The following is a 21,312-nucleotide window of genomic DNA, read 5'->3' as shown; positions in this document are numbered from 1 at the left end:
ATTTTCATAAGGATTAGTGTACAAATCCACATCCAATTCAGCTTCAATGCTTGCAGCAAACTTTATGATGTCTTTATCCATATATAAAGCAGGGGTATTTCCCTCAATTTTAACAACGATTGAGAGTTTACACTCTACGGAGTAAGCCTCCTTTATTTCGTTAATGATTGATGACTTATTATGTAGTTTATTTATAATTTGTTGGAGTTGATTATTCACATCAGCGAAACCTGGTAGCCTGTCCCTAGATCCCAACTTTGTCTCTTTTCTATAACACGCCGTTGAACAGTTTGGAATTAAATCACCTTTTTTATGAGTTTCAGTATGTGTTACTTCTAACTTTTCAGTTACGTCATCAAAAAGTTCTACTCTATTGAGATTGTGAATGATAGTACTTAAACTATCGGGCATTTTAGCACTATAAGGATAACTGCCTTTAATGGCGGCTCCAAACTTATTCCAGTCGGTTCCAAGTTATTGTTTCTACACTTCTTATCTCAACTTCACCATAACTAAATAAATGTGGAATGAAAGGGAACAAACCAAACCTGCTTCCTTTTTCATTCTGTATTTTGTAATATTCAAATGTATCTATTGGTATTCCTTTTAGTTCTTTATAATCCTCAATATCCAATGGCTTAATTTCGTCCTCCTCTATATCTTTAGCAGGGCTTCTGTACTTTTCTTTTGTGTAAAGGTAATAAGCATTTTTATTATTTTTGAGTTTTGAATGGGGATTTTGAAAAAGAGTTGGTCCTCTTTTGTTTTTACACCAATATGTCTTAATGCTTCATAGACGTAATATTGTGAAGAGAGTATTTTACTTTTTAAATAATGAGTATCGATCGTACGTAAATTCATATTTTCCTTTAGCATCAGGACATCTCTTTCTAAGGAAAGTACATGATGTGCTGCGGGATGGCATGCTGTCATTTTAAACTGATGTAATGTTCCTTTATATGTATAGTTAATTACTGTGAACTTTCGAATTGATGAACTCACTATGTACAGTATTAAGATAGTTTACACCGTACTTTAACTCTTCCATTAAATTATGTGCAAAAGTTGTTTTTCCAGCAGCTCCATGGCCAGAAATTCCAATAATCAACTTCTTCTCCGAGTTATCTATCCAGTGTTTGATTTCTTAAATTAATGTATTCATCATTCACTCTCAATTCTCTATTTTACGTCCATTGTGAAAGAGCGTCTTCTACATCTCACAAATACACCTCCCTTTCCTGTTTGCCCCTTTAGCTTAATAGGGAATTCAACAAAAAAGTGCCTTAATCCTTCTTGGATCAATGCACTCGTTTAGCTTATAACATTCAATTCCCATATTTATCATCTCTTGTTGGTATACCATACTCCTCTGGATGATTAAAAATATCCTCATATGTTAAAGCCCCAACTACTTCAAACTTTTTAGTATCTGGGCTATATTCAAAAACCACAAGTTGCTCCCAACCACTACCATTTCCAGTATCAATAACTCCAACTCTATTAGGTGCAATTTGAACAACTCTCCCACCTTTATTATCAATATCAGCATTAGATGGTGGTATTTGAATTTGCTCATTAGTATTCATTTTGAAGGCAATTACAATCAAACACACTAATATTCCACTTAAAATAACTTTAATAAAAGTGTCATTTTGCATTCCCCAACCTCCTTTTTATGTATAAATTTTACCATACTCTTGTTCAACTAAACTGCCCCTTTTGTTCAACAAGAAAAAAGCCGCCTGATTTGGCAGCTGATCTTGAACATAAGCTCCATTATGTTGAAGAAGAATGACCTTAATTTCATGCCGACTAGTGTTTACTGTTTAATTTGTCTGATTACATTTTTAACAAGTTCCAAAGGGTCATTATCGTCAGAAGGAGTTACCATTAAGACATAAGAAACTCCCTCTAGATTAATTGCAAAGAATTCAAACCTGCCGCCATCTTCACTTTCCTTGAAAGAATAATCCACTGGGATTCCTTCAATTTTTTTTGTTTCAGAATCTGCCTGCAACAATTCGTAATTACTGACTTCTAAAGTAACGAGTCGCTCGCCTTCAAATTCTCCGAACAATATTTTTCTTTCATTAGCATTTTCAATAGCTTCTTTTTGCTTATCCGTTAATTCAACAAATTCCCCCCTGTTTTTTGTATAAGTGATTGTAGCAACGTGTCTGTCTCCAAGTGGCTTACCTTCAAAGACTGGTGGATTCAGAATTTCGGCATAATTAATTTGATAACCGTCCAAGTTTGGAATAACAATGTCTGTACCCATTGCTTCCTCCATTTCTTTTTTAATTGATGCCGTTGGGAATTTCTCTTGACCGTCTGCACAACCGACAAGAACTAAAAATGTTAGGACTATGAAAGCCAGTATTTTCTTATACACCTTTTCACCCCTGTTGATTATTTAATATCCTGAATTTTTTTGAGCGATGTTATTTTTGTGCTAACCTGCCCGTTAATACAATAAGCATTGTTAGACAATTATGTATGAATAAGCAACTATACAAGTTCTACCTTGAATAATGATTCGAAATGGTTAATGGACAATACCGCCAAAACCCGCATTATTTAAATGCCAGAAACAAGAAAAAAATGATTCTACGTTGTACAGCTTTCTGCGGTAAATCCTTTCTTTACCTCCCCCTATTAGCCAAGTGTTTGCTATCCATTTAATCCTTACGTTTTCATAGATAATCTGCACTATATAATAAAACCCTTCTTCAACGAATCTACCCCGTTACTTGATTAAGAAAAAGCGATCCTTCGTTATTGAAGCATCGCACCCGAGAGTTTAAGAAGAAATCTTTAAAGTTGGAGTTCTAAATCATTTAAAGTCCCATTCAATATTTATCTGATTTTCTCCGCCAACTCTAAAATAATTCCCTCTGGACCACGAACGTAGCATAACTTATAACTTTCTTCATATTGCTGTATCTCACTAAAAATTTCCGTGCCTTTCTTTTTCAATTTTGCAACAATAGCCTCAATATCTTCAACAGAAAAGCAAATATGTCGGATACCCAGTGTATTTGCAAAAGGTTGCTGAATATCTTTTTCATCTGACGGCGTATAAAATTTGACTAACTCTATCCATGTCTGACCACCTGGCATCCCCAATCCTACACATGACGTTTTAACATCATTAAGCCCAACTATTCTGTCCAACTGTACTCCATCCATTTCCCATTCCGCTTGCACTTCAAGTCCTAAATCAAGAAAAAACGCTTTAGCCTCTGAAAGATCTTTTACGTTTATACTCACATGATCTATTCTATTTATCTTCATATCTCATACCTCCTATATTCCTGTTATTTTCAATACCTGTATTAGTTTTAGGTTTGTTGAATTTCTAATTCGCTTAAAACAGAAAATTTCCTTCTTCTACAAACCTGCCGTTACTTGAATAAGAAAAATCCGTTGACATGTCAGCTTATAGAATCACTGTAAGGCACTTTGTTTATTAATACTTAGCTCAAATAAAACACTATCTTTTAGTAGTTGTATTGATCTCGGTTAGTGTCCAGGAATGACTCTTTCTATTAGAAAAGATATCTCCATAATTTACTCTTTCACTAAATTGAGATCTGTAAAATCATACCGTGTGTTGTCTATATAGTAATGCCATCCGTCACCTAAAGGAGTTTTTCGTATTTCTCCACCTAGGAAATCATTTACCACTAATGATGTTACCCCACAGTGCCCTTTTGTTGAATTTTCCACACTATTCTGAACTTGGTTTTAATGACCAAGCGTTATTCTGAGCATTTAATAACTGGGCTATTGATACAGCTAGATTTGCACGCATCGTTTTGTCATTCAATTTAAGGATACTAGTTTGATTACTGATGTGTTTTTTAACATAATCTTCTTGTAGAAGTCCATATATTGCACAATCTTTGTATTGACCCTTGGCATTGCGAATCATATGTCTGATTGTTCCCTCTTGCTCCATTCCAGATTTACCCATCACTCTTCCAGAAGCCGGATAGTCAGTGTTATGTCCGCAGTGATTTTATGAATGTTCATATATCGGAAACCGAATTCCACACTGCCCTTAATGCCTTCAGTTCCATAGCCCGGGTTCCAGCATTCATATCCAATCGAATAACCTACCTTACAATTTCAGGTTGAGTAATCGAGATCTGACAAATAAACCTTGTCAGCGCTAACCTTCCTAACTTCCAGTAAATAACATTTATTTACTAGTGTAGTTCCTTACGTTCTTTTTTAGACAAAAGTACATTAAAACAAAACATTATTAAACTTTTGGAGTTGACATACTACCGCATATTATGTTTTTTAATCTAAAAGAGCAGCTAGTATATCTTTATGTTGATTAGATAAGTTTACTAACTGGAACTTTTCACTCTCTATCTGTTCCTTTATGATGTTTAGTTCGCTCCAAGCTAAATCATAAAGAGATTTAGTGATAACCCCTTTAGCATACGCTTCTTCAAGCTCATCAGCATCTTTTTCAATTAGTTCACCCGACGGAAGTAGGATAATATCGAGAAATAAATCATCCATCCAAGGGACGTTATTTTCAATAGAGTTCTTATAACAAATGTCTATATACCATTGAACTATTTCATCGTTTTCATTGAACATTGTAGTTACTGAATGTTTTTTATCTAGAGGAAATTGTTGTAACCACATATAGCCATCATTAACAATACACACTCTCTTTTCCCCATAGCTAACTGATAAAGGTTCTGTTACTTTTAATGTGTTTAATAATGTAATATAGCCCGTAAACTCCTTAGTATTAAGATATGTTTGTGCATATTTTCTTTCTAGGATTCGTTTCCATTCTGACCGATCTCCAAACTTTCTCTTTAACATCACTAACCCCCAAAATTCTTTTTCCTAATTATACCATCAGGGAGTTTAGTTTGGATTTCTTCTTCAACAAAACTGCTCCATTAGTTCATTAAGCCTTTCTTCCATTAAATTGGCCAATAATATAAGAAAGAGCGCAATTCTTACTGCAGAAAAGCGCCCTAATGAGGAAGACTTAACTTCAAGGCAATCATAACAAACATAACTAAGAGTACTTCCCCCTAGCCCCTGTATTAGGAGGTAAAATATTATTAAAGGTTGTTAAAGCCATTTAACAGTTATAAAACTATACCATCTTTTAACTAACCAAGAAACTCTACTTCTTTCTAAACTACTAATACATTACACCGTTACTTCCCTCTTTCTCACAATATGAGAAGTGACTAAAACAAGCGCCATCGAAACAACCACCATCCATACAATTGCAACAACAGGGTATAAAATGGGATATCCAAAAAAATTAAATGTTTTAAAATGATCGAATAAAAATTCAACATTCATAATGTAGATATAGCTGAATCGAAATATGTCCTCTACCCCATTTGGTAGCATAAGCATTTCTACAATTAGGTATGGAGTTGCAAAAATCGCTCCGTTAATAAAGAATGCAATCAACGAATTTTTACATATAGAAGAAATGAGTACAATCAAAATGGCAAAGCTGAATGCCGCTAGTAAATGAATTCCTAATTGAATAAAATGATATTCCAACATATTAAAACTGTAAGGAGAGAAATAATACTTAAAATAATGCTGTATGGAAGTATCCCATCCTTCATTTCCAAACTGAAAAACGTTCCAACCAAGGTTAAACAATTCCCATGCGATAACGATTACAAATGTATAGATAAGAGATGCACTGACTTTTGCCCACAATAATGATACTCTTCCTTTTTTTGAACTTAAAATATAGTTATCTACTCCCGAGCTATATTCTTGTGTATAAATAGTAGACAATCCAATTAACAGCATAGCTCCTGTTAAAAAAATCGAGTACACACTTGCATAATCAATGACTTTTTCCGGACCTTTATTATATGCGAAATAAGATGTATCAAAATCTTTTAACATTGCTTTTTCAAGATCTGTATTATAGTTGTTCTCCTTTTCAAGCTTTGATAATTTTTCATTTGCATTCTTTTCGATGTTTATAATAAATGAAATTGTCTCATATATGCCCATTTTTGTTTGTTCGGTCTCTGAATAAACAAATCCATCTTCTTCTACACGTTCATCCATTTTTTTCGTTAACTCCTCATTTCCTTGGTGCGCCAACTGAATCTTTTCTTCTGAGATTGGTCCCTCCCATTCCCTATACAGATCCTTTTCCCAATCAGTGATGCGGTTAAAAGTGAAGCCAGTAGAAAAAAGGACTAAGAGAATAAACGTGAAATAAATTATCTTTTGTCTATACATCTTGTATAGCTCAAATTTCAAAAGCTGCATGATTACGCGACCTCCTCATCGAAATAATAGAGATATAAATCTTCTAAGTTAGGGATCTCATTTTGAGCATTCTGATGGGGTTTACTATCGCTTATGATGCGCAATTGAAACTTTTCCTGATCTCGGCCTATATTGCTAACCTTGTACTTCGATTGAAAATATTGAATCTCAGATTCATCTACAAATACTGTCCAAACCTTATCCTTAATACTCCGCAACAATTCCTTGGGTGTTTCCTTTTGAACCAATTTTCCTTCTTTTAAAATCAGCACTTCCCTTGCAATGAATTCAATATCAGATACGATATGAGTTGATAATAAAACTATTCTATTTGTAGATATTTTGGATAAAAGATTACGAAACCGGATTCTTTCCTTCGGATCGAGTCCCGCTGTTGGTTCATCTACAATTAGAACCATTGGATCGTTTAATAAAGCCTGGGCAATCCCGACACGCTGTTTCATCCCACCTGAAAATTTACCAACCTTCCCTTTGCGATGTTCTGAAAGCCCGACTAATTCTAACACTTCAGTTACTTTTTCTTTGGCTTCCTCTTTTTTCAATCCTTTTAATGAAGCAATGTACATTAAAAATTTCTCAGTGGAAAAACTCTTATACACCCCAACATGCTGTGGTAAATAACCAATTACATCCCGATACTTTTGGTCCAAAACCTCAATGTCTTGCGTATTAAAAAATACCTTCCCAGAACTAGGTTTCATCACGCTAGCAAGTATACGCATTAACGTTGTTTTACCAGATCCGTTTGCTCCAAGAATCCCATAGACTCCTGTAGTAAATTCTAAATTTATTTCATTAAGTACTTTTTTATCTCCAAAGCTTTTCGTCACATTTTCAATGGTTAAATTCATAAGAAATACCCCTTTTATAGATTTGAATCATTTTAATAATAGAAAAAGCAGATGCAAATGCTGTCACTAGGATATAAAAGGTAGCTGGTAAGTTTTCTATATGTTCTATAATGGTAGTTTGACTTACTAGGGTGCTAATGACTACCCAGATAGTCAGTGTACCTGTTACCATATGAATTTGCCTGAACTTAGAAACAATCACTAACGAAACCGCTGAAATAACAGTGAAAGGGGTTAACCAATAAAGAGTAACTTTCCAAATCCAAATATCTGGATAAAGGACTGAAATGCTGATTGTAAAAATGATATTTATGAGAAGATTAAAGCCACCGACAACAAGCAATTTCGATATGATTAGCTCCTGCCAGCTGAACTTTAATGACATCTCCAGCTCAGCCATTCCATTGTTACTTCTTAGCACTTCTACTAGCCCAGCTATGGTTGGTAGAGGTGCAAGGAACAACATAGCTAAGTAAGGATTAAGCTCTACGCTAAATATCGCTATTAGACTTATGACTAATAGTAGACTATTAGTGATCCAGAATATCGGACTGAAATGGAAAACTTCATATGCAGAATGCTTCACGATTGCGGATAAATGTTCATAGGATGTCTTCCAAATGTTTTCTTTCACAGGCACATATGGTCGAATGGCATCAACAGTCATCATAATCTCCGACTCACCAGGAAATTCAACATCATATTCATCCAACTGAATCATGACTTCTTGTTCTAGTTCAAAAAGTTCTTTGTCAACATCTATGTCTACATGATTATTTTCGAATTCTCTTTTTTTCACTTTCCTCACCTCTCTCAAGACTTGCTGCTATTTTACCTAAGCCTTGCTTAAGTCTAGATTTCACAGTCGAAACATTTGCTTGTGTCACAACTGCAATCTCCTGAATTTTCATATGATGAAAATATTTTAATATAACAGCTTCTCTCTGAATATCCGGAAGGCTATGAATCGCTTGCTTGACCTGCTCTCTCATTTCCTTTCGCTCAAATATGTAAGGCACACTCTTCTGTTCACATTTTATCGTGTCTAGCAGTTCTGCATGTTTAGACGTTTGCTTATACTCTGAACTTCTCCAATAATCCCGACAATGATTAACTGCCACCTGATATAGCCAGCTTTTAAATGATCCTTTACTTGAATACGATTCAATTCGTTGAATCATTTTTATAAAAATCTCCTGGGTTAAATCGTAGGCCGTATCTCGATTTCCTACTTTCCGATAGACAAGCGCATAGATGTGTTTATAATATTTTCTCATTAACACTTCCATTGCTGCTTGGCTTCCACGCAGGATTTCCTTAATGAGTTCTTGATCTTCAGGCATTTTTATCACCTCAACTAGTAAGACGGAAAATGACTAGAAAAAGATTTAATAAAATCTTTTTTCAATTTTCCTTTATTATTGATTATCCTTTTATGGAAACCGGGAATGATTCGAAGGATGGTGGGCCACTATGTCCGAAAGTAAAAAAAAGACTGAAAGGCCAAAACCAATCAGTCCTTAAATAATTATCTTTTTTAAAAAGCACCCTATTCTTTAAGACCAATACTTCACAAAACCTTTCATTATCTGATAAATACACCATTGAGTTACACAAAAGAAGCTAGTAGCTACCCTCCGAGCACCGCTGTTTCATTTGGCTTCTTCTTTGCTTCTACCCATTGTCTCATTAGCTCTTCAGAGATTAAATCTTCAATATTACATTTCTCATTATTGCTCCTTCATTACAGCTCTTTTTTTTTATATCCTTCTAGATTCGGTGTAAATATCTTGCTATCAATAGGCACATTAATTTCCAATTTTATCGGATGTAAATAATCAACAATATCGCCATTAGCATCATAAGTTTCATACTTAAGTAATATCCCTGTATCCTTATCAACCCAAAAGCGAAATGATTGGAAATCTCTATGGTTTTTAGTTCCTTTTATCACAAGCGTGTTATGACCAAGTAATTCTTCATTTTGTTTTTCAATTTCCCATTTATTTAAATCTCTGGTATAGTTTGAGGCTATTTCATAAGGAAATAATGTTTCATTGGCTACACCAATCGGAGGTCTTTCCCGATAAGAGGTTACATTGTTTCCCTCACTGTCCACTGAAAATGCATCCTCAATTTTTAATGGTGTACCTCGTCGACTTTCTTCTCCATATTTTGATTCCGTATAGGATTTTGTATGTTCAGATACTGTCCAAATTGTACCTTCTGTATAATATTCAGAAGTAACCTCCTGGTTATCATCTACCTTATTGGTTCTTTTACCGAATCCCCCTGAAAAATACTCTAAATCAATTGCATATTCAACAACAGAAAAACCTTTAGGATGTCCATAATGCATCTTAAATTCACCGGTAGCCGTTTCAAAGTTATCTACGGTATTAATCATTTTAGTTAGAATCTCTTCTTTAGTCATTTCATTATAATTTTCTTCTTGCTTAGGGGGGACATATATCGTTTTCTCATTTGAAGGCTTAGCTACAGTTTCCTCCTTATTTTCCTTCAGCTCATTTGCTTGTTTCGTTTCTAGTTCATTAAACACGTTTAACTGGGTTCCAACAAAATATGTGATTCCCAAAAAGATTATTGAAACGACCGAAATGCTAAGCAAAGCATTAAACTTATTTTTTAGTCGAAACGCCTCCTTTTGAGAGTTGGATTTTTCAATCCTATTCAAAACTTGTTGATGCTGCTTATCATCAAAGTACACATCTTTTAAAATGCTTTTATCCATCTTTTCTCTTAAATTTTCCAATTTATTCTGCATTAACTGACCACGCTCCTAATGATTCCTTTAACTTAAGGCGTCCCCGATGCAATCTGGTTTTTACTGTATTAGGATTAATCTTTAATAAATCCGATATTTCATCAATTGAAAACTCCTGATAATAAAATAAAATAATGACCTCTCTTAATTTCACTGGCAATGCAATGACTTGTTTGGAAATTATTTCATTAGCCTCGTCGCTAAAATATTGCTGTTCAAGAGTAGAATAAGCTTGTTTAGATTTTAAAAAGTCGGTAATATATAAATTTTTAAAAGACCAACTCTTTAAAACATCTTTACATCTATTCACTGTAATACTTAATAGCCATGTTTTATATGATGATTCATTTCTAAAGGAATCCATCTTCTGGTAGCACTTTATAAATACGTCTTGTGCGACATCTTCCGCCAATTGTTTTTGTTTTAAATATGTGTAAGCAATTCTAATGACATCATTACCGTATGTTTTCATTAACCATTTAAGCTTTTCTTCACGATTTAAATTATTTAGGGGTTCTGATTTAGAGTCATCTACCATGTTAATCATTGTTCTCCTCGCAATCATGGTTTCTTGGTAATTAGACGATTCGTATTATTTAAAGGTTCTATTTTGGAATATTTTTCAATTAGACTAACTACTTCGTTTAACTTAAAAAGAATAGCGATACTCCAATAAAGCATCGCTTCAATTAACTTGATTCAATTAATTTGTAATCCTCATCTTAATTTGATTTAGAATTTTGCAATAAACCGGTATAGAGGTAATTATACATATTAAGCCGGCTATTAAGAAAAGTATGAAAAATACTTGACCACCCACAGTTGAGGAGTTTGTAATTATAAAACTAAGTATAAGTAATCCACCACCTAAAAAGGCGAAGTAATAGGCAAGCCCTCTTTTTTCTTTTTTGAAAATAAAGTACCCAATAATTCCTAAAAAATATAAACTGCTTATAAACATAAGAATGGCAAAAGTGGGTTGGAATCTAGCAGCATAGATAAAAAAATCTAATCGAGTTATGTCACTGGGTTTAATCACTTCCCCATACAACAACTTGTAAAAGGTGTTGTATGTCTCCATTCAAAATGATTATCCAAATTTCACTACCTTCATATAATGTTGCCATTGTGAAAAATACAACCAAAATAGATACTATACCGAATTGAACCTTTTAATCTAATCATATTAAATATCCTCCACTATTCCGAACAGTTAATAACCAACCCAATAACTACATTTTCCTCATTATACCATTGAAAGCAAGCTGCTCATTCGTCAATAATAGCCTACCTTTGCTAAGAACTATTACTATTTTCCGGGATCCACTTATATACAATCCAAAGGCTGCTAAAAATCTTAAAATTCCAATAAAAGCGCAGAGATACAGAAAAAATCCATTTAACTTGTTTACAAACGAGCGTAAATTCAAAAATAAGCGTTAATCCTACCTAACGTTAAATATGATATAATTTAAAAAATGCCCAATCCCTTATTTACCAAGGATTGGACAATTTTATAACTAGTTCTAAGAATGCGTTAATTACGAACGTTCGTTCCTGTTCAAGAGGAGGAAACCTCTTCTATTATTCTTTTAGTGAGGTGTCCATTTTGGCAATAACTAAACAACATGAATATTACGAGAAGCGCCTGGAAGTGCTTTTAAAAGACATGCCAGAGTATGTTGTTAAATATGTTGATGATAAATTAGACATCCGCTCTCCCCTGACCCTATATAACTATACTAGGGATTTCAAGGAATTCTTTGGATGGTTAATAGCTGAAGATTTAGTAACGTGCAGCTCAATAAGAGATATCACCGCTGAATCTTTGGAGTTTCTTTCACTTGACGATGTTAATAACTATTTTAAATTTATATCTAGGAAAAAGTACAAGGTATCTAAAAAGGACAATGAAACTAAGAAAATTGATACCAGAACGGTAAACAGGCACAAGTCATCCCTCCGATCATTATTTAAATATTTGACTGTTGAGGCTGAAGTATCTGCTGGGAAGCCATATTTTGAGCGAAATGTGATGGAAAAAATCCCTATTAAGAAGGTATCAGAAACTTTAAATGAACGTGCTAAGAAGATAACGGATAAGATTTTCATTGAAGACAAGGATGTTGACTTCCTCGAATATGTTCAAAATGAATATGCAGCTTCACTCTCCCCTGCTCAATTGAGGTATTTCAAGCGGGATAAAGAAAGGGATTATGCTATCCTTTCTCTTTTCTTAGGTAGCGGTATTCGGGTGAATGAACTAACAAATTTAAGGATTAAGGATATAGATTTCGGAGCTAAAGAAATTAGCGTTATTAGAAAAGGAGGAAAAAAAGATACTGTTTCTATAACACCCTCCTCATTAGAAGACATCACGAGATATTTAGATGTGAGAAAAGAAAAGTACAAAGCTGGTGAGGGTGAAAATGAGTATCTTTTTGTGAAAAATTTTAAAGGACAACCGGAACCATTAACAAATCGAGCTGTCGAAGATATTGTTTATAAATATACTAAGTCCTTTGATAAGCGTATGTCTCCCCACAAACTTAGGCATACGTATGCGACTAATTTAGCGGAGCAAACAGGTGGTGACATCCCCCTTATCATGAACCAATTAGGGCACACTCAATCTGATATTTCTTTATTATATATAAATACTACTAGAGAAAAACAAAGATTAGCTGCAGAGCTAATGGACCAGAGAAGAAAGAAAAAGTAAATGATGAAAGGGAACCATATATGTGACAGCTAATCAAATAAACTGGGTTGCGATCTACCTTAATAATAGACTTTAACACTAATATTAGTATCCATATTCGCACTTATCGCGCGATTGTTGAGCAACACTGATTAATCTTTTTTATAAAACTAAGTCTTAAATTTATGAATATGAATCCATTTGATCAATCTTTTTTCAAAAATGGATTCTTTTTATTTGCCGTAAAATACTGTTTGTGAAGTATTTTAGATCAAACATAATTTCAATGATACAGCAAATTCTTTTTGTTTATTCAGCTATAGCCTGGTCAACTAGAAATGAAAATATTTCTGTTTTCCACTTTTTATATCGATATATGTTAACCGTAGCCGGGGTAGAACGTAAGCACCCGTGGGACTTGATCACGTCAACTAAACCGTTCGCCTCCTACTTGTAGAAATATGATTGAGGCTGGTTGGGACGTTGATCTCGTATAACAAGCGAAGCAATGATCTAATGGTGTAAAATGACAATAAAGTTACTTAATTTCAAAAGCTCAACCAAGCATAACCCCGTCCTAATTTAGGCCGGGGTTAAAAATATAGTTGTTTAATTTTTGATTTAAGATATTTCATAAAAAATATAACAATAAAGTCGTTTAAAAACCTAACTTTTATTCAACAATCCGCCCGTTTGCTGAAGAACGAGGCTAAGCTTTTGCCCCTTTTATTAATACTCATCATATATAGCGTCAGCATTGTCGAATTGAATTTCTTCAGAATTTAACGTACCCATTTTATCACTTCGATCCTCCCTATTACCTGGTAGGTTGCCTTCTGGTAGGTTACCTTCTGGGACTAAATCTTGATTATCTCTAAATACTGTTTTTTGTTTTTTCTTATCATTGACGGTCATCTTACCACTCCTATTCATTGTTGTATGAATAGTTATTATACCCAGAGTTTTAAGCTTTATCCTAACTACAGTTTATAGATTATTGGGCCTACTCTTAAATAAAAAATGAGTACTTACCCTTGTTCAAGGATAGCGCCCGATTGTTGAACAACTAAATTTTTCTCATTCTCTTATTTCCATTACCGAAGTATCAATTAACTTACCTTTTACATAAACCATAAATGCTAGATATTTAAGAAATCATATCATAAAACCACCATTTATATCGATAGAAGCACCAGTTATATAACCTGATTGTTCTGAAGATAAAAAGGCAACTAGATCTGCTATTTCAGTAGCTTTACCGTATCTTCCTAAAGCGATAAATTCTTTTAGTAATTTAGCATTAGAACCATCTACTGGATTCATATCAGTGTCAACAGGTCCAGGCTGTATATTGTTAACAGTTATTCCTTTTGAGGCAAGGTCCCTTGCTAATCCTCTAGTCATTCCTGCTACAGCTGCTTTCGACATGGCATAAAGACTTAAGCCTGGAAAACCTGTTACATTGGCATTAACACTTCCGATTGTAATTATTCTGTCACCCTCACTCATGTGTGGTGCAGCTGCTTGAACACCCTCAAAAACGGAACGTACATTTACAGCCACCATTCTGTCAAACTCTTCCATTGTAAATTCGTCATACATCTTTGATTCAAATATACCAGCATTATTAATAAGAATATTTATCCGACCAAATTTTTCTATCGTCTTTCCTACTGCTTCTTTTGTTGTATTTACATTTTCAGCATTGGCTTGAATCGCATAAGCTCTTCCTCCACTATTTTGAATCTCATTAACTAGTTCCTCCGAACTATTGCTTGAATTTGCGTATGTGAATGCAACAGTTATACCATCTTCAGCAAGTCTCCTAACAATTGACGCTCCAATCCCACGTGAACCACCTGTGATTAAGGCAACTTTATTTAGATTTGATTCCATTTTATCCTCTCCTTAAATTAACTTATTTTATTAAAATGAATAAATTACGGAACGAACGTTCCGAATAAAGGTAAAAAAAATTGGTTCTTTAAGAAAGTCGAATGATTATTTTATAAAATAAAGGGACATTTTCACAATTTGATCAAGCGTAGATTTATCTGTTGATCTACTAGTAACCGCTAGACCGTTGGTTACGTTAACCAGGTATTTTGAAAGAATAGATAAGTTTTGGTTCTCAGTTATTTCACCATTAGAAAGTGCACGCTCTAGTAGGAATAGAAATGCTTTTTCTCTTTTTATGTTATTTCTACCTACTCGGTCCATGACATCTAGGTGAGTAAACATTTCTAGTGATGCTTGAACCATGAAGCAACTTTCTAATTCGTTATGCTCAATAATCTTTACAAAAAACTTATCCAATACAGTTTTAGGTGGCCCGTTTTCATATAAAATAGACGTTAAATCGTCTACTTCATTTGTGTAGTGGTCTAGTGCGACTAAATAGAGTTCTTTTTTATTACCAAAAGTCTCATAGATACTACTTCTACTAAGATTTAGGACGTCTACTAAATCTTGCATGGAGGTTCCCTCAAACCCTTTCTTTCGAAAAACATCAGCAGCTTTATGGGCTGCTTGACTGATATCAAATTCTTTTTTTCTAGCCAACTCATTCACTCCTATAATTAGGATAACTTATTCAGAAGGAAAATACAACAAATAACGGAACGTTCATTCCAAAAAAATTTTTAACTAGGTTTTAGTTATATCTCTTTATTAGTTTTTTTAATTTATTTTTTATAAAAACCCTACATTATACATACGGGATTTTTATATATAGTTTTCCTTCCTCCATTAAATGGCCCGATTGTTGAATAGCATATCTAGCGTCGTTTAAACAACTTTATTGTAAATGTTAACGACTCTATTTGTAATTATACATCTTAATTGTCAGTCAACAAAAGGAACTTTCTATCGCCATGAAAATTTCCTTTTACTTTCGAAGAACAACATAATTAGAACAGATCACTAACCGAATAGTTGAGGAGTTTCATTCCAGAGCTTTAAAGCTAGATCTTTATCAATTGCCCATGGTTTAACCCCTACTTTATCATTCTTCTCTGTAGATATATGGCTAATATTTACATTCTCGCAATAGACCCCGCCAAATCCTTCTAATTGAGGACTAGTGGCACACCAAACAATAGTAGCTGCACCTTCTGAGATGGTTTTATGCTCGTCATTATATTGATCATAGCCACGTTCGCCGTTTGATTTAATTGCGCCCATTGTTGCTAACTCTTCATCTGACAGATTACTAGAAAGCCCGGTTACAATACTTCCAGGATGAACAGTAAAGGAACGGAACAAATCTTTTTTAAACAGTTCATCAATTGCTACACTAAAAAGAGAAACAGCTGTTTTAGCTTGGCCATACGCAATCCACTTATCGTATTGGCTTTGATTGAAATTTGGATCATCAAAGTGAAAAGGAGAGTACCAATGTGCTCTAGAAGAGAGATGAACTACTCTAGCTCCATTTGCTCTTTGCAGCTTTGGAAGTAATCCCTTTGTTAAGTAATAGTGGCCTAAATAGTTTGAGGAAAGTTGCATCTCATTTCCCATTTCATCTCTAGTTAGTGGAATAGCCATTATTCCAGCACTATTTACTAATATATCTAGTTTTAGATAATTCTTATTAAACCATTGTAGAAAAAAATCTATAGTAGATCTTCTGCTTAAATCGAAGATAGCAGGATATAGTATGGCATTAGTAATACCTAATAAAGCTTCTTTTGCTTTCTCAACATTTCTTGCCGGGACGATGACAGTAGCTCCAGCGAAAGCTAAAGTTTTGGTTGTTTCTAATCCTAAACCAGCATATCCACCAGTAATAATTGCAACTTTTCCTATTAAGTCAATATCTTGTATAACCTCATCTGTTTTAGTACGAGCAGTATAGCTTGTTCGCAATGGTTTTTGCACTATTTTCCTCCACCTTTAAGGTTACTAAAGTGAGAAATTTTATATTGTACCTTTTCTAAAATTTGTCGGCGTTTCCGTAATTCAAGCTCTATTCTTTTTTCGTGTTCTTGTAAAATAGAATAACAGGAAGAGTAGTCATTTCTTTTGTAAGCATCTACATAGGTCTTTATTTGATCTAATGGCATCTCCGTGTCTCTTAAATGAACAATAAAACCAAGATATTGAATAATTTGTTCATCATACTCTTTATATCCACGAGAATTTTTAATGGGTGTGTCTATAAGCCCAAGTTTTTCATAGTAGCGAATTGTAGGGGTAGATAAGCCGACAAGTTTAGATACTTCAGAAATTTGATACATTATTCTCACCTCGTATATTGACCTTACAATGTAAAGTTAACTTTATGTCAAGCATGTTATTATGGGATATCGAAAAAATAATTTTTTATAAAACAAGGATTTATTTTTGATCAATTAGTTAAAGGAGCTCACAATTCTCTTCAAACGTTCTGAAAGTAAAATAATTAATATACAAAACGTGTCCCTACCCTATATGTGACATAATGTTTTCAATCTACTGTAAGAACATCTGTCATTATTTGCTAAAACAAAGGCTAGCAGTTCGCTCAATGGAGATTAACAAGAACCCCTTCGAAGTAGTTCTGAAGGGGTTAATTTGAATTGTCTTTCTTTTAAAGCATCTTAAAGCCAGGAATGGTTGAATACATTGAATAATACAAGGCTGCCGAAGCAAACCTTAATCTTCAACTTTAACCCTCGTTAGTTCAAAAAGAAATAAAGTAACTTGTATAGTATAATATTAGTATTTGCAAAAGGAGCTCATTCTTATGAATATTTTAATTTTAGGTTCAACTGGACGAGTTGGAAGTCAAATAGTTACTTATGCCCTTCATGACAGACATAATGTTACTGTATTAGTTCGTACTCCCGAGAAGATTCAAATAAATCATGAAAATTTAACCATTATTCGTGGGAATGTTTTAAATAATGATGATATCGTACGTGCCTTGCATGGGATAGATGTAGTTATTAGTGCCCTTAATACTGATGGCACCACCACTCTATCAGAAAGTATGCCACTTATAATAGAAGCAATGGAAAATGAAGGTATAAGACGAATAATAACTATAGGAACTGCAGGTATCCTGCAGAGTAGGACCACGCCAAATTCTCTGCGGTATCAATCAAGTGAATCAAGGCGTAAGTCCACCCGTGCAGCGAAAGAACATCATAAAGTTTATAATATACTCAATCAATCAACCCTCGAATGGACGATTGTTTGCCCTACCTACTTGCCGGATGGAGAAAGGTTAGGTAAATATCGTATAGAGCAAAATTTTTTGCCAGAGGATGGAGTTGAAATTTCCGTACCGGATACAGCAGAATTTACATTTAGTCAGATAAAAACAAGCGATTATATACAATCACGTGTAGGTATCGCCTACTAATAATTATTTTTATACTATCTTTGTACTGATAAGATGATAAACAAATCAAATAGACGGGGAAACCCGTCTATTTGAATGCCACAACACTACTTGACATAGGTTAGACCACTAATGGCTCTTTTATGATAAATTATTGTAATTACTAATAAATTGTGTATTCCGCTCGGGGTAATTACTTTCGGGGAGGAGGAATATTAGCCTCCTCGGCTTCGCATCTCGATTCCATCTGTTCCCACTGGTTAAGTGCCCCCGATAAAATCGGGTTAAGCCTAGTTAAGCCATTAAAAAGCAACTTTACAAAAAAAGTGAAAACTAATTTTATTTCTTGCCAATGATATCGATAATTGTCTGTGGAGTATCAGCCTCTACCATCTTTTCGATATTTTCCATATCCGAGCATGTTACAGCAATTCCGGATAATATTTCAAGATGAGTGCCATCTTTCCCCGCAATACCGAAAATCAAACGTACTTTCTGGCCATCAAAATCAACGCCATCAGGCACCTGAACGACTGTAAAACCTGATTTGATGACTGCTTTCTTTGCTTCTTCCGTTCCATGCGGGATTGCAACATCATTTCCCATATAAGTTGACGCGATATTTTCACGTTCTATCATTGCTTCGACATAGCTTTCATCGACATAACCAGCATTTACAAGGGCTCTGCCAGTAAAATGAATAGCTTCTTCCTTATTAGCAAACTGCTGGTTCAAAAATACATTTTCCGCACGAAGCAAGTCGTCTTCATGTGCCATTTCTTGATCCTTATTACCAGGCACATTTTCCTCAGCATCCTCAACGATTTCATAAAGCGAGGAATTTGCAGGGAACTCCAATTCACTGATTAACTTATCATACTCCGGACTTGAAAGAAAATTATCGACAGAAATGTGGTAAGCGTTTGGCACTTTATTCCGTGCTCTCGGTGTCAGTTCTGCCTGTGTAATTACAATCTGGGCATCCGCTGGAAGATTACTGATCGCTGTATTCGTGACAGCAACATTAATTCCAGCTTCCTTCACCTTTTTGCGAAGAAGTGATGCTCCCATGGCACTTGAGCCCATTCCAGCATCACAGGCAAAATAGATTTTTTGAACATCGTCAGGCATAGCACCCTGATCTCCAGCAAATACATTTGACACAGAGCTTTTCTTGCCTTTCATCTCCTGCATTTTTTGTGCAGCTGCTTCAATATCCTCTTCACCTTGCTTCCCTGTTTTTAAAATAAAGGAGGAAACAATGAAGGATACAGCACCAGCTACAAGGACACCAGCAAAGTTAGCCAAATATGCACTTGCATGGTGTGGCGTTACTGCAGTAATCGCAATAATGCTTCCAGGAGAAGATGGAGCAAATAATCCTCCGCCTAATAGAACCAATGTAAAAACACCGCTCATTCCGCCAAGGATAACCGCCAAAATCAACATTGGACGCATAAGGATATATGGGAAGTAAATTTCGTGAATACCGCCGAAAAAGTGGATAATTCCAGCACCCGGGGCAGATTTCTTTGCATTTCCCTTGCCGAAGAACATATAAGCAAGCAGGACACCGATACCAGGACCAGGGTTTGCTTCGAGCAGAAACAGAATGGACTGTCCAGTCTCTTTTACCTGTTCAACACCAATAGGCGAAAGAACACCATGGTTAATAGCATTATTTAAGAACAATACTTTCGCAGGTTCGATTAGAATGCTGGTCAAAGGCAGCAGGCCTGTTCCGACTAGCCAATCAACACCGGCTACAAGCAACCTGGTAAAGGTGTTAATGACAGGACCAACGCCCAAGAATGCAAGGATAGCTATGATTGCTCCAAGAATTCCTGCTGAGAAATTGTTAACAAGCATTTCAAATCCTGCCCGGACTTTCCCTTCAATCATCTGATCAAATTTCTTTATTACCCATCCGCCGAGCGGACCAATAATCATGGCACCAAGGAACATAGGGATATCGGCACCAACAATGACCCCCATCGTCGCAATGGCACCAACAACAGCACCGCGTTGCTCATGCACCAACTTGCCCCCTGTATACCCGATTAATAGCGGGAGCAAGTATGTCACCATTGGATCTACCATTTTAGAAAGGCTCTCATTCGGAAGGAAGCCAGTTGGTATGAATAAAGCTGTAATTAACCCCCAAGCAATGAATGCTGAAATATTCGGCATGACCATAGAACTGAGGAAATTACCAAATTTCTGAACAGCTACTTTTATATTAGATTGAGCCATTTAACTCATCCCTTTCAGACTTTTAAAAGTTAAATACTACCAAAACGTATACCCTTGTCCGCTCTAATTTGATTAATCATTAAAACAAGCTCAACATACTGTTTTTCGTCATAGTGATAATGCACTCGTTGATAAAGCTGATCTAGGACCCATTTTGTCGGGATGAACGTTACGTGCTCTGTCAACTCTATAGCTATTTTTTCTGCTTCTTTGTAGAATTCGCACTCTTCACAAGTATCTATTAAAATATATTCTGTCTTCTTTTTCACCTTATTCCTGGCAATTTGAATAGATAATTATTCATGCTTACGGTTTAATTTATTCGATTCCAAACCCTATCCAGATTTAAGGGTACATATACTTTATCCCCGTGTATCTCTCTATGTATGATAGGTGTTTTAAAATATTGATCTAAGTTTTCCATTTCATTTTTTAACCTTGCTCTCTGTTCTCCTTGTAATAAATTCTCCAAACCCGCCTCATAAGTACTCATAGTTTGTAGTCCATTCTCCTTTTTTATCTTTGTGAAAAAATTTCCAATGGTTTTATAGATTTATTTCGACAATAAACAAACTGTTAACAAATTAACCCCTCCCTTAAAAGGGAGTCGTATTTAGAGGGTTTTTGACTAACACATTCTTTGACGATTAATTTCCCAAATATTTTATATTCAACACGTTGTATATGGTATTATGATGTAGAATATTTTTTACCCCTTTAACATAGGGGTCAATTTATCAATCACCTTTTGTAATTTTTCGCTATTCTTGCTATACATCTGTTTTGCCTCTTCTGAATCAGTAGATAAACAAAATATTTCTAAATCCGCCTGACATTTTTTTATCGTCGCCAATAATAATGGTTTTTCTTGAGGTGTAGGTACCTTAATTTTGTCATCAAATAAATCGACTGTTAACTGCCCATACGAGTCTACTTGAGCTAAAAACACATTTTCAATACTAACATTCTGCTTGTCTAATTCCGTCTCTAGCCAACGACGATTTCTTCCAGCTGTTGAAAGTGGTTCATCTAACACCTCGCCGTCCATAATAACGGTTTGAGGCTCTTTTTCAGAAGGAGT

25 protein-coding genes and 1 pseudogene are annotated in these 21,312 nt (G+C 34.9%); 2 read left to right on the top strand and 24 right to left on the bottom strand.

Annotated features, from left to right (window positions below; all coding sequences use genetic code 11):
- The 16 genes from DFO72_RS28045 to DFO72_RS30815 form a co-directional block, all read right to left on the bottom strand.
- Window positions 1–411, bottom strand: a 411-nt coding sequence (locus DFO72_RS28045) for a DUF4279 domain-containing protein (RefSeq protein ID WP_134177323.1), incomplete at its 3' end; no start/stop codon positions are given.
- 43 nt (window positions 412–454) lie between these two features.
- On the bottom strand, window positions 455–634 hold the full coding sequence (locus DFO72_RS28040) for a hypothetical protein (protein WP_113885745.1): 180 nt from the start codon (window positions 632–634) through the stop codon (window positions 455–457).
- A 691-nt stretch (window positions 635–1,325) separates the two neighbouring features.
- Window positions 1,326–1,658 (bottom strand): hypothetical protein, encoded by a 333-nt coding sequence (locus tag DFO72_RS28030; protein ID WP_113885744.1) that lies wholly within the window; start codon window positions 1,656–1,658, stop codon window positions 1,326–1,328.
- A 161-nt stretch (window positions 1,659–1,819) separates the two neighbouring features.
- Entirely contained in the window at window positions 1,820–2,392 is a 573-nt protein-coding gene (locus DFO72_RS28025) for a hypothetical protein (protein ID WP_113885743.1), read from the bottom strand.
- A gap of 464 nt (window positions 2,393–2,856) precedes the next feature.
- Window positions 2,857–3,294 (bottom strand): VOC family protein, encoded by a 438-nt coding sequence (locus DFO72_RS28020; RefSeq protein WP_113885742.1) that lies wholly within the window; start codon window positions 3,292–3,294, stop codon window positions 2,857–2,859.
- Between the two features lie 276 nt (window positions 3,295–3,570).
- The gene (locus tag DFO72_RS30825; protein ID WP_432207049.1) at window positions 3,571–3,687 is read right to left on the bottom strand and encodes a YunG family protein; all 117 of its coding nucleotides are present in this window, start codon (window positions 3,685–3,687) and stop codon (window positions 3,571–3,573) included.
- 43 nt (window positions 3,688–3,730) lie between these two features.
- A complete protein-coding gene (locus DFO72_RS30820) occupies window positions 3,731–3,976 on the bottom strand; it encodes a hypothetical protein (protein WP_395858217.1) in 246 nt (81 codons plus the stop codon).
- Window positions 3,976–4,110 (bottom strand): hypothetical protein, encoded by a 135-nt coding sequence (locus DFO72_RS30615; RefSeq protein WP_347876536.1) that lies wholly within the window; start codon window positions 4,108–4,110, stop codon window positions 3,976–3,978. Before DFO72_RS30615 ends, DFO72_RS30820 begins: the two co-directional genes overlap by 1 nt.
- 198 nt (window positions 4,111–4,308) lie before the next feature.
- Window positions 4,309–4,851 carry a DUF402 domain-containing protein gene (locus DFO72_RS28010; protein ID WP_113885741.1) on the bottom strand — a complete coding sequence of 181 codons (543 nt, stop codon included), beginning with the start codon at window positions 4,849–4,851 and terminating at the stop codon, window positions 4,309–4,311.
- 339 nt (window positions 4,852–5,190) lie between these two features.
- Window positions 5,191–6,294, bottom strand: a complete 1,104-nt coding sequence (locus DFO72_RS28005) for a hypothetical protein (RefSeq protein ID WP_113885740.1) — start codon at window positions 6,292–6,294, stop codon at window positions 5,191–5,193.
- Window positions 6,295–6,296: 2 nt separating this feature from the next.
- Window positions 6,297–7,166, bottom strand: a complete 870-nt coding sequence (locus tag DFO72_RS28000) for an ABC transporter ATP-binding protein (RefSeq protein WP_113885739.1) — start codon at window positions 7,164–7,166, stop codon at window positions 6,297–6,299.
- The gene (locus DFO72_RS27995; protein WP_113885738.1) at window positions 7,150–7,965 is read right to left on the bottom strand and encodes a hypothetical protein; all 816 of its coding nucleotides are present in this window, start codon (window positions 7,963–7,965) and stop codon (window positions 7,150–7,152) included. The genes DFO72_RS28000 and DFO72_RS27995 overlap by 17 nt, the downstream gene beginning before the upstream one ends.
- A complete protein-coding gene (locus DFO72_RS27990) occupies window positions 7,940–8,509 on the bottom strand; it encodes an RNA polymerase sigma factor (protein WP_113885737.1) in 570 nt (189 codons plus the stop codon). The genes DFO72_RS27995 and DFO72_RS27990 overlap by 26 nt, the downstream gene beginning before the upstream one ends.
- A gap of 401 nt (window positions 8,510–8,910) precedes the next feature.
- A complete protein-coding gene (locus tag DFO72_RS27985; protein ID WP_113885736.1) occupies window positions 8,911–9,951 on the bottom strand; it encodes a LolA family protein in 1,041 nt (346 codons plus the stop codon).
- The gene (locus DFO72_RS27980; RefSeq protein WP_113885735.1) at window positions 9,941–10,498 is read right to left on the bottom strand and encodes a sigma-70 family RNA polymerase sigma factor; all 558 of its coding nucleotides are present in this window, start codon (window positions 10,496–10,498) and stop codon (window positions 9,941–9,943) included. Before DFO72_RS27980 ends, DFO72_RS27985 begins: the two co-directional genes overlap by 11 nt.
- Before the next feature lie 156 nt (window positions 10,499–10,654).
- Window positions 10,655–11,032, bottom strand: a complete 378-nt coding sequence (locus DFO72_RS30815) for a DUF4306 domain-containing protein (protein ID WP_113885734.1) — start codon at window positions 11,030–11,032, stop codon at window positions 10,655–10,657.
- 519 nt (window positions 11,033–11,551) lie between these two features.
- Here DFO72_RS30815 and xerS point away from each other — a divergent pair.
- Window positions 11,552–12,673: a tyrosine recombinase XerS gene (gene xerS, locus DFO72_RS27970; protein WP_243856303.1), complete on the top strand. Its 1,122-nt coding sequence runs from the start codon at window positions 11,552–11,554 to the stop codon at window positions 12,671–12,673.
- A 708-nt stretch (window positions 12,674–13,381) separates the two neighbouring features.
- On the opposite strand, the gene DFO72_RS27965 is transcribed toward xerS, so the two are convergent.
- The 5 genes from DFO72_RS27965 to DFO72_RS27945 all read right to left on the bottom strand — a co-directional run bounded on the left by DFO72_RS27965 (window position 13,382) and on the right by DFO72_RS27945 (window position 16,890).
- Entirely contained in the window at window positions 13,382–13,567 is a 186-nt protein-coding gene (locus DFO72_RS27965; protein ID WP_113885733.1) for a hypothetical protein, read from the bottom strand.
- A gap of 240 nt (window positions 13,568–13,807) precedes the next feature.
- Window positions 13,808–14,548, bottom strand: a complete 741-nt coding sequence (locus DFO72_RS27960; protein ID WP_113885732.1) for a 3-oxoacyl-ACP reductase family protein — start codon at window positions 14,546–14,548, stop codon at window positions 13,808–13,810.
- 105 nt (window positions 14,549–14,653) lie between these two features.
- The gene (locus DFO72_RS27955; protein ID WP_166672567.1) at window positions 14,654–15,214 is read right to left on the bottom strand and encodes a TetR/AcrR family transcriptional regulator; all 561 of its coding nucleotides are present in this window, start codon (window positions 15,212–15,214) and stop codon (window positions 14,654–14,656) included.
- A gap of 360 nt (window positions 15,215–15,574) precedes the next feature.
- On the bottom strand, window positions 15,575–16,531 hold the full coding sequence (locus DFO72_RS27950; RefSeq protein ID WP_134177321.1) for an SDR family NAD(P)-dependent oxidoreductase: 957 nt from the start codon (window positions 16,529–16,531) through the stop codon (window positions 15,575–15,577).
- The gene (locus DFO72_RS27945; RefSeq protein ID WP_134177319.1) at window positions 16,531–16,890 is read right to left on the bottom strand and encodes a MerR family transcriptional regulator; all 360 of its coding nucleotides are present in this window, start codon (window positions 16,888–16,890) and stop codon (window positions 16,531–16,533) included. Before DFO72_RS27945 ends, DFO72_RS27950 begins: the two co-directional genes overlap by 1 nt.
- A 488-nt stretch (window positions 16,891–17,378) precedes the next feature.
- Between DFO72_RS27945 and DFO72_RS27940 the strand changes: the two genes are divergently transcribed.
- Window positions 17,379–17,999: an NAD(P)-dependent oxidoreductase gene (locus DFO72_RS27940; RefSeq protein ID WP_113884084.1), complete on the top strand. Its 621-nt coding sequence runs from the start codon at window positions 17,379–17,381 to the stop codon at window positions 17,997–17,999.
- Between the two features lie 318 nt (window positions 18,000–18,317).
- Here DFO72_RS27940 and DFO72_RS27935 read toward each other — a convergent pair whose 3' ends face one another.
- From DFO72_RS27935 to DFO72_RS27920, 3 genes and pseudogenes are all read right to left on the bottom strand, one after another.
- Window positions 18,318–20,231, bottom strand: coding sequence for a PTS mannitol transporter subunit IICBA (locus DFO72_RS27935; RefSeq protein ID WP_113884085.1), 1,914 nt, complete (start codon window positions 20,229–20,231; stop codon window positions 18,318–18,320).
- A gap of 29 nt (window positions 20,232–20,260) precedes the next feature.
- Window positions 20,261–20,501: pseudogene (locus DFO72_RS30250) on the bottom strand (hypothetical protein); the annotation flags it as partial.
- 439 nt (window positions 20,502–20,940) lie between these two features.
- Window positions 20,941–21,312, bottom strand: a 372-nt coding sequence (locus DFO72_RS27920; protein ID WP_134177317.1) for a DUF1657 domain-containing protein, incomplete at its 5' end; no start/stop codon positions are given.

The sequence above is a fragment of the Cytobacillus oceanisediminis genome (assembly GCF_004366035.1).
Taxonomy (GTDB): domain Bacteria; phylum Bacillota; class Bacilli; order Bacillales; family Cytobacillaceae; genus Cytobacillus; species Cytobacillus oceanisediminis_C.
This window is presented reverse-complemented; position numbering and strand designations above follow the sequence as displayed.

Excerpts from the sequence above, each read along its gene's own strand:
- DFO72_RS27945 (WP_134177319.1), bottom strand. The coding sequence starts at position 16,890 with ATGTATCAAATTTCTGAAGTATCTAAACTTGTCGGCTTATCTACCCCT.
- DFO72_RS28020 (WP_113885742.1), bottom strand. The coding sequence starts at position 3,294 with ATGAAGATAAATAGAATAGATCATGTGAGTATAAACGTAAAAGATCTT.
- DFO72_RS28005 (WP_113885740.1), bottom strand. The coding sequence starts at position 6,294 with ATGCAGCTTTTGAAATTTGAGCTATACAAGATGTATAGACAAAAGATA.
- DFO72_RS27935 (WP_113884085.1), bottom strand. The coding sequence starts at position 20,231 with ATGGCTCAATCTAATATAAAAGTAGCTGTTCAGAAATTTGGTAATTTC.
- DFO72_RS28010 (WP_113885741.1), bottom strand. The coding sequence starts at position 4,851 with ATGTTAAAGAGAAAGTTTGGAGATCGGTCAGAATGGAAACGAATCCTA.
- DFO72_RS27990 (WP_113885737.1), bottom strand. The coding sequence starts at position 8,509 with ATGCCTGAAGATCAAGAACTCATTAAGGAAATCCTGCGTGGAAGCCAA.
- DFO72_RS28000 (WP_113885739.1), bottom strand. The coding sequence starts at position 7,166 with ATGAATTTAACCATTGAAAATGTGACGAAAAGCTTTGGAGATAAAAAA.
- DFO72_RS27980 (WP_113885735.1), bottom strand. The coding sequence starts at position 10,498 with ATGATTAACATGGTAGATGACTCTAAATCAGAACCCCTAAATAATTTA.
- DFO72_RS27985 (WP_113885736.1), bottom strand. The coding sequence starts at position 9,951 with ATGCAGAATAAATTGGAAAATTTAAGAGAAAAGATGGATAAAAGCATT.
- DFO72_RS28030 (WP_113885744.1), bottom strand. The coding sequence starts at position 1,658 with ATGCAAAATGACACTTTTATTAAAGTTATTTTAAGTGGAATATTAGTG.
- DFO72_RS27960 (WP_113885732.1), bottom strand. The coding sequence starts at position 14,548 with ATGGAATCAAATCTAAATAAAGTTGCCTTAATCACAGGTGGTTCACGT.
- DFO72_RS27940 (WP_113884084.1), top strand. The coding sequence starts at position 17,379 with ATGAATATTTTAATTTTAGGTTCAACTGGACGAGTTGGAAGTCAAATA.
- DFO72_RS27965 (WP_113885733.1), bottom strand. The coding sequence starts at position 13,567 with ATGACCGTCAATGATAAGAAAAAACAAAAAACAGTATTTAGAGATAAT.
- DFO72_RS30820 (WP_395858217.1), bottom strand. The coding sequence starts at position 3,976 with ATGGGTAAATCTGGAATGGAGCAAGAGGGAACAATCAGACATATGATT.
- DFO72_RS30815 (WP_113885734.1), bottom strand. The coding sequence starts at position 11,032 with ATGGAGACATACAACACCTTTTACAAGTTGTTGTATGGGGAAGTGATT.